The sequence below is a fragment of the Nocardiopsis sp. RV163 genome (assembly GCF_001029525.1).
GTDB lineage: Bacteria > Actinomycetota > Actinomycetes > Streptosporangiales > Streptosporangiaceae > Nocardiopsis > Nocardiopsis dassonvillei.
The window spans coordinates 1-11,612 of the sequence record NZ_LEKI01000176.1; the positions used below are offsets into that span (position 1 = coordinate 1).

The window sequence follows — 11,612 nt, forward strand, 5'->3', positions numbered from 1 at the left end:
TGAGCTGCAAGTATGCCGCTCGCTCAGCGGAGAGCTTCCTCGGGCCCTGTGGTACTCGGTTCTTACGGATCTGGAAGTGCATCGCACCCCTTGAACTGGGGTGTTGCAACCACCACTAGAACCCAAGACCCCCGGGCCGGCCCTGCGCGCAGCGGGCTCACCCCGCGTCGACGGTCTCCCCGCGCCGCGCCTCGCGCGAACGCGCGCGGGCGCGGATACGAAGGAAGGAGACCAGGGCCACGGCGGCCACGAGGACCGCGTAGATCCCGATCGTGATCGGCCCCGCGAAGAGCACCCCCACGTCGCCCTGGCCGATGGCCAGGGCCCGGCGCAGCTCCGTCTCGGCCAGCGGACCGAGGATGACGGCGATGAGCACCGGCGCCACCGGGATCTCGTACCGCCGCATCATGAACCCGAGCAACCCCAGCACGATCAGCAGCCACAGGTCGGTGATGGAGTAGGACGCGGCGTACACGCCCAGCGCCGCGAAACCGGTGATGCCCGCGTACAGGTAGCGCCGCGGGATCAGCAGGAGCTTTGCCCACAGCGGCGCGAAGGGCAGGTTGAGGACGAGCAGCATGACGCTGCCGACGAACAGGCTGGCCAGGAGAGCCCACACCAGGTCGGCGTTGCGCTCGAACAGCAGCGGGCCGGGCTGCATCCCGTACTGCTGGAAGGCGGCCAGCATGATCGCGGCCGTGGCCGAGGTCGGCAGACCCAGTCCCAGCAGCGCGCCCATCGCGGTTCCTGCGGTGGCGCTGGCGGCCGACTCGGGCGCGGCCACGCCCTCGATCGCGCCGTCGCCGAACTCGTCGGGCCGCTTGCCCCGGCGCGCCCGGAGCTGGGAGAGCTTGCGCTCGGTGCCGTAGGCCAGGAAGGTCGGGATCTCCGAGCCGCCCGCCGGGACCGCGCCGAAGGGCAGTCCGAAGCCGAGCCCGCGGATCCACGCCGGGACGGCGCGGCGCAGGTCGCGCCCGCTCAGCCACGGGGTGCCGGTGCCGGTGATGAGCTTGTCGCCCGCGCCCCCGCCCCGGTGCACGCGCGAGACCACGTGCAGTACCTCGCCCAGCGCGAGCAGGCCCACGGTCACCGTCACCACGCTGATCCCCTCGAACAGGGAGGGGACGCCCAGGGTGAAGCGGGCCGCGCCGCTCTGGGCGTCGATGCCCACCATCGCGACGGCCAGGCCGATGGAGAGCGCGATGAGCCCGCGCACCATGGACTGGGCCACCACCGCGGAGGTGGCGACGAAGGCCAGGACCGCCAGCGCCAGGTACTCGGCCGGACCGAAGCGCAGGGCCACATCGATGATCACCTTGGAGAAGAAGGCCACCACCATCGTGGCCACCACCGCGCCGGTGAACGCGCCGATGGCCGACGTGGCCAGGGCCTGGGAGGCCCGGCCCTTGAGCGCCATCTTGTGCCCCTCGATCGCGGTGGCGATCGCGGAGCTGTTGCCGGGCGTGTTCATCAGGATCGACGTGGTCGAGTCGCCGAACAGGCCGCCGTAGTACACGGCGGTGAACATGATGAAGGCACCGGTGGGGTCCAGCTTGAAAGTGACGGGCAGCAGCAGGGCGACGGCCATGGCCGAGCCCAGGCCGGGCAGCACGCCCACGGCGGTGCCCAGCAGCACGCCCACGAACGCCCACAGCAGGTTCTCGGGGGAGAGGGCGGCGGCGAACCCGCCGCCGAGCAGACTCAGGGTCTCCACTTACAGCACCCCTCCCAGGATTCCGGCGGGCAGGTTGAGGCCGAGCCCGCCGACGAAGGCGAGCTGGACCACGGACGAGTAGGCCAGCGCGACGGCGGCCTCGAACAGCGGGCGCCTGCCGCCGAAGGCCAAGGTCACGCCGTAGAACAGCAGCGCGCCGGACAGCAGCCAGCCCACCGGCTGCAACAGCAGGGCGAAGAGCACCACCGCGCCGAGCACGGTGCCCACGGCGCGCCAGTCGCTGTGGGCGGCCGGGGCGCCCGCGGCAGGGCCGAGCCCCCCGACGAGGTCGCCGACCACGCCCGCGTCGCCGCCGGGGTGGTCGGCCCCTTCCGGTTCGGGCGCCGCGGGGCGCAGGGCCACCTGGACGACCAGGGCCGCGCCGAGGGCGAGCATCAGTACCGCGACGATCGCGGGGAAGAGCTGGGGGCCCGGGGAAGCCGAGTTGTCGGGCACGTGCATGGTGAGCGTCTGCACGCCCACGAACACGCCGATGCCGATGGTGAGCAGGCCGACGAAGATCTCGCTGCGCCCCCTCCACCAGGTGCGCCGCTCCTCCGGCGGCCGCGCGCCGGGTTCGCCCGGGGCGGTGGATGTGCTGTGCTGGCTCATGAGAGTCCCAGGTCCTCGGTGACGTCGGTGATGCGTTCGATCTCGGCCGCGAGGAACTCCTCGAACTCGGGGCCGCTCTGGAAGGTGTCGTCCCAGCGGTTGCGCTGGAGGGTGTCGCGCCATTCGTCGGTGCGCACCATCTCCTCCACGATCGCGGTGAGTTCCGCCCGCTCGGCCCCGGTGATGCCGGGCGGGGCCATGAACCCGCGCCAGTTGGGCAGCACCGCGTCCACGCCCTGCTCGGGCAGGGTGGGGGCGTCGATGCCCTCGACGCGCTCGTGGGCCGAGACCCCCAGGACGCGGATGTTGCCCGCCTCCACCTGGTCGCTGAACTCGTTGTAGCCCGAGACGCCGACGTCGAGGCTGCCCGAGAGCAGCGAGGTGAGCGCCTGCGCGCCGCCCGCGAAGGGGATGTAGTTGACGGCCTGGGGTTCCACGCCCTGCGACTGGGCGGCCAGCCCCGCCAGGAGGTGGTCGGTGCCGCCCAGGGAGCCGCCGCCGACCGCGACCGCGCCCGGGTCCTCCCGCCAGGCCTCGACGAGGTCGCCCATGTCCTGCAGCGGGGAGTCGGCGGGGACCACGAAGACCTCGTAGTCGTCGGCGACGCGGGCGATGGGCACCACGTCCTCCAGGGTCTGGGCCGAGTCGTTGACGATGATGCCGCCGATCATCACGGTGCCCGTGGTCATCAGCGTCGTTGCGCTGCCCTCGCGGCGCACCGTCTGCGCCAGGCCGATGGTCCCTCCCGCGCCGGGGAGGTTGAGGACCTGGGTGTTGTCGACGATGTCGTTCACGCGCAGGGAGTGCTGCGCCTCGCGCGCCACCAGGTCCCAGCCGCCGCCGGGGTCGGCGGGGACGACGATGTCGATCCTGGCGCGGGCCTCCGACGCGTTCGTGTCGGACAGCGCGGCGTTCGTCGCGGCGGCGCCCACCAGGAGCGCGGTGGCCACGGCCCCCGACGCGCGGAGGATCCGCTGTCTGTTCATCCTTCACTCCCTTTCGGCCCGCTGGTCCACTAGGTGGTCCAACGGGACCGTTTCGTGGTCTGGGAAATCATGCGAGCCCCCGTGATCACTGTCAATGGCGATTCGAAACCTTTTGTTAACGAGTGTGTTGCGGCGCACAGTCCCGTATCGGTCTTCCTGTCTGCCCAGCCCATGCCGGGTTCCGTCAGTGGAAGCGCTCTTCGGGGAGGGGGTGGCCGTGCGCCGAGGGGTTGCGCTACGCTGACGGCGCGATTCCACTTGATGGTCTCCGCGAACCACCTAGTGGACCAAACGGAAGGGGGAGGGATGCCTGACGGCGACTCCGGCGGCACCGTGCGCAGCGTCGCGCGAGCCCTGGACCTGCTCGACCTGTTCGACGAGAGGAACCAGCGCTACTCCACACGCGAACTGGTGGAGCGCACAGGCCTGGCCAAGACCACGGTCCTGCGGCTGGTCGCGACCCTGGAGCGGCGCGGTCTGCTGTGGACGGCCCCCGACGGCCGCGTGGGTGTCGGCCCCAGCCTCCTGCGCTGGTCGCGCCTGGCGCACGCCGTCTGGCAGGTGCCCGAGGCCGTCCGGTCCGTCATGCGCGAACTCGTCGCCGACACCGCCGAGACCGTCAACCTCTACGTCCGCGCCGACGCCACCCGCGTGTGCGTGGCCAAGGAGGAGGGCCCCCAACGGCTGCGCCACGTCGTCAACGTCGGCGACGAGATGGTCCTGTGGGGCGGGGGCGCCAGCAAGGTGCTGCTCATCGGCGCGGGGGAGTCCCTGCTGCTGCGCGTGGCCGCCGCCTCGCCCCACGGTCCCGGGCACGTCAGCCGCCTGCGCGAGGAGGTGGAGCTGGCCCGCGCACGAGGCTTCGCCGTCAGCCACGGCGAACGCGAGCGGGGCGCCTCCGGCGTGGCCGCGCCCGTCTACGGACCCGCCGGCGGGGTTCCGGTCGCCGCGCTGGCCGTGGGCGGACCCACCGCCCGCTTCACCGACGCGGCCGTGGAGGGCTTCACCACGGCGGTGGTCGACGCCGCCCGCCGCATCACCGACATCGGGCTCGACCCCTCGGGAGGGATCGCGGGACCCGGAACACAGGAGAGACGTTGACCGACACCGACACCGACACCAGCTCCGAGGCCGGGGAGAGGACCCTGCCGCTGGCGGGGGTGCGCGTCCTGGACATGACCAACGTCCTGGCCGGACCCTACGCGGGTTACCAGCTCGCGCTCATGGGCGCCGACGTGGTCAAGGTCGAGGTCCCCGGCTCCGGTGACCTGGCCCGCCAGCTCGGCGCCTCGGCGGAGCTGAACGGACGCGGGCTGGGCGCGTCGTTCCTGGCCCAGAACGCGGGCAAGCGCTCCCTGACACTGGACCTGAAGACCCCCGGCGGCCGGGAGACCATGACCCGCCTGGTGCGCCGCTCCGACGTGCTGCTGGAGAACTTCCGGCCGGGTGTGCTGGAGCGCCTGGGCTTCGGCTGGAAGGACCTGAGCGCGATCAACCCCGGCCTGGTCTACTGCGCGGTCTCGGGGTTCGGCTCCGACGGTCCCCTGAGCGGACGCCCCGCCTACGACCAGATCATCCAGGGCCTGTCGGGGATGATGAGCACCACCGGCACGCCCGGCACCGGCCCCCTGCGGGCGGGCTTCCCCATCGCCGACGTCCTGGGCGGCCTCGCCGCCGCCTTCGCGATCAGCACCGCCCTGGTCAAGAGGGAACGCACCGGCCGGGGGAGCAGCGTGGACGTGTCCATGCTGGAGACCGCGATCACCGCGATGGGCTGGGGCGTGTCCAACTACCTCTCCGCGGGTGTGGAGCCGGTTCCCATCGGCAACGAGAACGCCACGGCGGCCCCCTCCGGCGCCTTCGCCACCGCCGAAGGCGCGCTCAACATCGCCGCCAACAAGCAGGAGCAGTTCGAGGCGCTGTGCGCGGTCGTGGGCGCGCCCGAACTGGCGCGCGACCCCCGCTTCGCCCAGCGCGAGGACCGCAAGGCCCACCGCGAGGCCCTGCGCGAGGCGCTGGAGGAACACCTGGGCGCCCGGCCCGCACTGGAGTGGGAGGGGGAGCTGGCCCGGGCCGGGGTCCCCGCCGCCCGCGTGCTGACCGTGGCCCAGGCGCTGGAACTGGACCAGGTGGCCCACCGCGGGCTGGTGCACACGCTGCCCTTCCCCGGCGGTGGGGACCGCGAGCTGCGTGTACTCGGCAGCGGCGTCCGCGTGGACGGCGCGCCCCTGGGTCCGCGCACGGCGCCGCCCCTGCTGGGAGAGCACACCGGGCAGGTGCTGCGCGAGACGGGGTTCAGCGACCAGGAGATCGACGCACTGCGCGAGGAGGGAGCGGTATGAGCGCTTCGGAGGCGCCTTCCATGACCCACGAGGAGATCGGCCGCTGGTGGCGGACCGGGCTGATCCGGATCGCCCCCGGCGAGATCGAACCGGGCGGCTACCCGGTGCAGGAGCTGATCGGCCGGGTCTCCTTCGTGGACACCGTCTGGCTCATGCTGCGCGGCGAGCTGCCCGACCCGCGCCGCTCCCGCCTGCTGGAGGCCGCCCTGGTCTCCGCCGTGGACCACGGCCCCCAGGCGCCCTCCATCGCCGCCGCCCGGATGGCCGCGAGCTGCGGCGTGGGCCTGAACAACGCCGTCGCCACCGGCGTCAACCTGCTCGGGGACGTGCACGGCGGCGCGGGCCAGCAGTGCGTCGCCCTCCTGGAGGAGATGGCCGAGCGCGTCGCCGGGGGGACCCCGGTGGGACGGGTGGCCGAGGAGGTGGTCGCCGAGTACCGCGGGCGCGGTGCGTACGTGCCCGGCTTCGGCCACCGCTTCCACCCGCGCGACCCGCGCCGCGACCCGCTCCTGGGCCTGGTGCGCGATGCGGTCGGGGACGGACTCGTCCCCGGGGGACCGCTGGAGGCCGCCCTGGCGCTGGAGGAGGAGCTGGCCACGGGGCGCGGACGCCCCGTGCCGATGAACATCGACGCCGCCACCGCGGTCGTCTACGCCTCGCTGGGCTTCCCCTCGGAGCTGGCCCGGGGGCTGTTCGTCCTCTCCCGCTCCGTGGGCATCCTCGCCCACGCCTGGGAGGAGCACCAGGGAGGGGCGCGCATCAAGGGGCCCCTGCCCAGGGCGGTGCTGGCGGGCTACGACGGCCCCGCGACCCGCCACCTCGCCGCCGACGACCCGCGGCTCTCCCCGGCCCCCGGTCGGGACTGAGCGCGCAGAGTCTCCCGACGGCGGGCACCGGTACTTCCGTCCGGTCCGGTGCCCGCTGCCTCCGGACGCGCGGGCGTGCCGCCGCGCGGTTCCGGGGCGCTCGCCCGAGGCCCCGGCCCTAACGTGTGGTCGGCTCCGTCTCGGAGGGGTTCTCCTTCCCGGAGGGGCCGTCTTCGCGGTCCCCGGCGCTGGGAGGGCGCAGCGCGCCCGCCTTGGCGGCCACCACCAGTATCAGCGCTATGGGCAGCAGCAGCCCCCAGGACAGTCCCGCCCGCTCGGCGAGCGCTCCGATGCCCGGCGGGCCGAGGAGGGGGCCGCAGTAGCCGAAGGCGGAGACCGTGCACAGGTGCCGTCCGGCGTTGGCCGGTTCGTGGTCGGCCGTGGCCGTGAACACCTGGGGCATCACGCACGAAAGCCCGATCCCCATCAGCGCGAACCCGACCGGTGCCGTCACCGCGTGGGGTACCGCGACGGCAAGCCCCAGGCCGCACGCGGCCAGCAGGCTTCCGGACCTCACCAGCGTCACGGGGCCGAGCAACTGTGTCATGCGGTCGCCGAACAGCCTGCCCAGCGTCATGGCGACGGTGAAGGCGGCGAAGGTCCCGGCCGCTGCCGTTTCGGAGCCGCCGAGGATCTCGCGGGTGAAGAGCGCGCTCCAGTCCTGTGCCGCTCCCTCGGCGAGCATGCATGACATCGCCAGGGTGCCCAGCAGCACGACCCGGCGGGAGGGGAGCCGGGGTCTGCGCTTCGGGCGCTCCCCGCTCCTCGGGGCGCGCGGGTGCGCCGGCATCAGAGAGGTCAGGACCGGGTACAACCCGCAGGCCGGTGCCACGATCAGGACGCAGGCCACCTGGAACGTGGTCAGCACGTCCACCCGGGCCTGGGTCGCCAGCATGCCCATGACGGCGCCGAAGCACGCCCCCAGTGAGGCCAGGGCGTGGAAGGAGGCCATGATCGGGCGCCCCTGCACGCGTTGCAGGTGTGTGGCCTGGGCGTTCGCGGATATGTTGAGCAGCGCGTGGCTCGCCCCGAACAGGAACAGCACCGCAGCCAGTTCGCGGTGCCCGCTCACGTGGCCGGGCAGCACCAGGGCCAGCCCCGAGGCCGCCGCCGACAACGGGACGAACCGGGTGGGGCCGAAGCGGTCCAGCAGCTTGCCCGACAGGAGCATGGCGGTGACGGCCCCCAGGGCCAGTGCCAGCAGGGCGACCCCCATTTCTCCTGAGCCGCTTCCCGTCTGCACCGTCACCGCAGGTATGCGGGAGGCCCAGACCGCCATGAGCATGCCGATGGCGAAGAAGTAGAAACCCAGCACCGCGCGCTCCCTTCCGGGGCCGCGTGCGGTGCCGTTCGTGTGTGTTCCGGTGTGCGAAGTGTCAGGTTCCATGGACACGTTCCATTGTTGTCTCTTGGGGTTCACTCAACGGCGCAAGTTGTCACGGTTTCCACCAAAGCTGGTGTTCAGGGCGGTCTTCCGGTGTTTTTCCGAGGTGGAGTGAGATGGAATTTCCGCCCGGCGGAAGGGGCTGAAAAAAGACTTCCGGCGCCGGTTCTTAATTCTAGTTCGTTCCAAGAAAAATCAAGCAAGAAGACCCCGGTGGGTCTCTTCTTCGTCCGAAGGCACAAGGCGGGTGCTGATTAATGGAGAAAAATGATAAAAATGAATCAGTTTTTATTTTTAATGGCCCCTTGTGGGGCATGCGAGCAGGAGCCCGACCGGTCGTCGGCGCGCTCCCGGGAAGCCGGGAGGGTGCGCGGCCGGTGCCGGGCACACGAAAGGGGCGGCGCTCATGGGCGGACGGCACGCGCCGTCCGCCCACGAGCGTCGCCCCTCAGACGGTGTGGACCACCATGACCGGGCAGGGGGAGCGGTGCAGTACCCCGTGGGCCGCCGAACCCAGGGCCAGGCGGGTCGCTCCGTACCCGCCGCCCGCCCCGACCACGAGCAGCCGCGCTGCTCGCGCCGCGTCCGTCAGCACCTCGACGGGGCGGCCTTCCACCACCTCGGTGCGCACCTCCACCTCCGGGTAACGGGCCCTCAGGGGCCCGATCGCGCGCTCCAGGGCGGCCCCGTCGTCCGGGCCGCTCCCGCGGGCCCGGTGAGACGACGCGACCACGGAGGGAAGGAACGGCAGCGGCGACTCCCGGATCCGCACGACGCGCAGCGGCCCGCCCCCCGCGGAGGCCGCCTCGAACGCCTCGGCCACGACCCGCTCCGCGCGCGCGGACCCGTCGTCCCCCACCACCACCTCGGCGCTGTCGCCGGCCGCGGGCCGCGGCCCCACCACGACGACCGGCACCGACGACTGCGCGGCCACGCGATAGGCCACCGACCCCACCTTGAGCCCCGCGAAACCGCCGCGACCCCTGTGCCCGACGACCACCAGGGCCGTCCCGTCCTCCTCCGCGCACTCCAGCAGCGCCCGGCCGGGGGAGTCCACCGCCACCTCCCGGTCCACGGCCACACCGGGGGCCGCGGCCGACGCGCGTTCCTCCGCCAGGTCCAGGACGGCGCGCGCGCTCGCGCGGATCTCCTCCTCGGGCCAGACGAAGGCCGCGTCCGGTGACGGCGCGGGGAAGGCCGTGAGCGTCCGCAGGCGCAAGTGCCGCCGGGCGGCCTCCGCCGCGGCCCACTCCACCGCCCGCAGGCTCTCATCGGAACCGTCCACTCCGACCAGGACCGACCGCTCCATGACAACCTCCACTGGGTCTCGTCACCACCGCGTCACCCACCATCATCACCAGGACGGGCTCCCGGGGCGGCGGCTCCCGGTTTCCGGGCGAGTCCCGCCCGGTCCGTCCCGGCCCGCTCCCCGCGGCAGGGGCGGGCGTGCCTCACGCACGGACGCGGGGCGGGCCCCCAAGGGCCCGCCCCGCGGTGTCATGTGCGGTGCAGCGCTGTGTTGTCCGAAGCCGTCGTCCTTCTCCTCGCCCGGCGCTGTCGCGCCGGGCCGGGTCCGCCGCCCGGGTCAGATGCGGGGCCTGCGCTTCCTGGTCAGGGAGTTGATCCACCGCAGGGCCTGCCCGCCGGGGCTGCTCCGTCGTCCCGTAGGAGTTCGGCGCGCCGGACCCCGTAGCGGATCCGGGCCGCCGCGCCCCAGCGGGCCGCCGCCCCGGGACCGGGCCGCGGACCGGGCGAACCGCTGGGCCATCGCCAGGGGGTCGCTGCCGCGTCCGCCCGTGCGCCCACCGGCACGCGGGCGCCCGCCCGGTGCCGGACGGGCCAGCCCGGTGCGCCGCATCAGTTGGTTCTTCGCCGTCCTCAGGGGGTTCCTCATAGCGGTTTCCTCCTCGTCTGTCGGTTCCGTGTCCCGGTCGGCCACCCCGCCACCGGGCGGACGATGACGAACGGAGCACGTTCCCTGTCCCTGTCCGTTGCGCTACCCCCAAGTGTGGTATTGATGCGTCTTTCCCCGATCGGGCTGGCGGAGTGACCCCGGAGGGGAAGCCCGTCGGCGTGTCTCCCGGGAGGGTCAGCGCAGGCCAAAGGGGTTCTTGAACCTCGGCGGGGCTCACGCGCCCTCGGTCTGATTTCGTCGCGCTCCGCGCGGCAGCACCGGTGTCAGGGCGGCCGCCGCGAGCTGAACGGCCGCGAGCAGCCCGAAGACCGGGCCGTACGCCTCGCCTCCGGGCGCGTGCCCCGGGGCGGCCATCGTCATCAGCGCGGCCAGGCCCAGTGCACCGCCCGTCTGCTTGGCCGCGTTCATCAGGCCCGAGACGGCCCCCGCGTCCCCGGGGGCGGAGCCCGAGGTCACGACGGCGGTCAGCGGAGTGGTGAACAGGCCGCCTCCCGCGGACACGAGGACCGCGGGCCCCAGCACCGCCGCGGCGTAGGTCTGCTCGCTCACCGCCACCGCCTGCCAGGCGAAGCCCGCCGCGGCGGTGAGGCACCCGGCCCCGATCAGCACCCGCGCCCGCACGAACCCCATCAGCCACGGCGTGACCAGCCAACCCACGGCCATGGTGACCAGGGTGTGCGGCAGGAAGCCCAGACCGGTCAGCAGTGGGCCGAAGCCCAGTTCGTCCTGCATGTAGAAGGTGAGGAAGTACCACATGGGCACCTGGAAACAGGCTCCGGCCAGGAACACCATGGTGTTGCCCGCCCAGACCGCGCGGCTGCGCAGGAGTCCGGGCGGCAGCAGGGGAGCGGGCGCGCGGGACTCCACCGCGGCGAACAGCGCCAGGGCGAGGACTCCCGCGACCAGCACCGTCACCGTGGTCTGGTCCCCCCAGCCGTGCTCCGCCGCGCGGGTGAGGCCGTAGGTGAGCGCGACCGTCCCGCCGGTGGCGGTCGCGGCCCCGGGCAGGTCGATGCGTCCACCGCTCCCCTTTCCGGGGTTCCGGCCGTGCGGTCCAGGGCCGTGCGGGTGGCTGCCCGGGCGCTCCCGGCCCAGAAGGCAGGGGGTCACGGCCAGCGCCGCGATGCCGACGGGCACGTTGACCAGCAGGATCGCCCGCCAGGACAGCGCCTCGGTCAGCGCGCCGCCGAGGATGTTGCCGACCGCGCCGCCCGCCACGCTCACCGCGGTCCAGGCGGCCAGCGCCCGCACGCGGGCCCGCCCCTCCGGGAAGGAGGCGGTCAGGATGGTCAGGGTCGCGGGGGCCAGCACCGCCGCGCCCACTCCCTGGAGCGCGCGGGCGGTGACCAGCAGGCCGGGGGAGAGGGCCGCCCCGCCCAGCAGGCTGGCAGCGCAGAAGAGCGCGAGCCCGGCGGCGAACACCCGCCGGTGTCCGTACAGGTCGGCCAGCCGTCCGCCCAGCAGCAGGAGACCGCCGAAGGCCAGGGTGTAGGCGTGGGCCACCCAGGGCAGCCCCGTCGCGGAGAACCCCAGGGAGGAGCGTATCGAGGGCAGGGCGACGTTGACCACCGACACGTCGAGCACCACCATGAGCTGCGCGGAGCACACCAGGGCGAGCAGCGGGCGCGCGGTCGTCCTCCCCGTCCGGGTTCGGGGCACGTGAACACCTCGTTCCAGCAAAGCAATGTGGTTACATTGGTTTGAACGGTAGTGCCGATGAGGCCGCAAAGCAATGTGTTCACATCGATAAGGGGTCCGGATGAACGCACCGACGCGGGGGCCGGGAGCCGAGC

The 11,612-nt window shown here is 73.1% G+C and carries 10 protein-coding genes; 3 read left to right on the plus strand and 7 right to left on the minus strand.

Annotation, left to right across the window (positions count from 1 at the left end):
- Positions 1-157 precede the first annotated feature (157 nt).
- From ABD54_RS22765 to ABD54_RS22775, 3 genes are read right to left on the minus strand one after another with little or no spacing between them, the layout of a single operon-like run.
- The gene (locus ABD54_RS22765) at positions 158-1,714 is read right to left on the minus strand and encodes a tripartite tricarboxylate transporter permease (protein WP_047871574.1); all 1,557 of its coding nucleotides are present in this window, start codon (positions 1,712-1,714) and stop codon (positions 158-160) included.
- On the minus strand, positions 1,715-2,326 hold the full coding sequence (locus tag ABD54_RS22770) for a tripartite tricarboxylate transporter TctB family protein (RefSeq protein ID WP_047871575.1): 612 nt from the start codon (positions 2,324-2,326) through the stop codon (positions 1,715-1,717).
- Positions 2,323-3,312 (minus strand): tripartite tricarboxylate transporter substrate binding protein, encoded by a 990-nt coding sequence (locus ABD54_RS22775; RefSeq protein ID WP_047871576.1) that lies wholly within the window; start codon positions 3,310-3,312, stop codon positions 2,323-2,325. The genes ABD54_RS22770 and ABD54_RS22775 overlap by 4 nt, the downstream gene beginning before the upstream one ends.
- Positions 3,313-3,618: 306 nt before the next feature.
- Here ABD54_RS22775 and ABD54_RS22780 point away from each other — a divergent pair, with 306 nt between their 5' ends.
- Genes ABD54_RS22780 through ABD54_RS22790 form a run of 3 tightly spaced genes read left to right on the plus strand, consistent with a single transcriptional unit; the run spans position 3,619 to position 6,520 of the window.
- Positions 3,619-4,413: an IclR family transcriptional regulator gene (locus ABD54_RS22780; RefSeq protein ID WP_047871577.1), complete on the plus strand. Its 795-nt coding sequence runs from the start codon at positions 3,619-3,621 to the stop codon at positions 4,411-4,413.
- Entirely contained in the window at positions 4,410-5,654 is a 1,245-nt protein-coding gene (locus tag ABD54_RS22785; protein ID WP_047871578.1) for a CaiB/BaiF CoA-transferase family protein, read from the plus strand. The genes ABD54_RS22780 and ABD54_RS22785 overlap by 4 nt, the downstream gene beginning before the upstream one ends.
- The gene (locus tag ABD54_RS22790) at positions 5,651-6,520 is read left to right on the plus strand and encodes a citryl-CoA lyase (protein WP_047871579.1); all 870 of its coding nucleotides are present in this window, start codon (positions 5,651-5,653) and stop codon (positions 6,518-6,520) included. Before ABD54_RS22785 ends, ABD54_RS22790 begins: the two co-directional genes overlap by 4 nt.
- A gap of 118 nt (positions 6,521-6,638) precedes the next feature.
- Here the strand turns inward: ABD54_RS22790 and ABD54_RS22795 are convergent, their stop codons facing one another.
- The 4 genes from ABD54_RS22795 to ABD54_RS22805 all read right to left on the minus strand — a co-directional run bounded on the left by ABD54_RS22795 (position 6,639) and on the right by ABD54_RS22805 (position 11,478).
- Positions 6,639-7,907, minus strand: a complete 1,269-nt coding sequence (locus tag ABD54_RS22795) for an MFS transporter (RefSeq protein WP_082166952.1) — start codon at positions 7,905-7,907, stop codon at positions 6,639-6,641.
- A gap of 445 nt (positions 7,908-8,352) precedes the next feature.
- Complete coding sequence (locus ABD54_RS22800; protein ID WP_047871580.1) at positions 8,353-9,213, minus strand: universal stress protein; 861 nt, start codon at positions 9,211-9,213, stop codon at positions 8,353-8,355.
- 276 nt (positions 9,214-9,489) lie between these two features.
- Positions 9,490-9,798 (minus strand): hypothetical protein, encoded by a 309-nt coding sequence (locus tag ABD54_RS28105; RefSeq protein ID WP_152692079.1) that lies wholly within the window; start codon positions 9,796-9,798, stop codon positions 9,490-9,492.
- A 234-nt stretch (positions 9,799-10,032) separates the two neighbouring features.
- Entirely contained in the window at positions 10,033-11,478 is a 1,446-nt protein-coding gene (locus ABD54_RS22805; RefSeq protein ID WP_047871581.1) for an MFS transporter, read from the minus strand.
- Between the last annotated feature and the right edge of the window lie 134 nt (positions 11,479-11,612).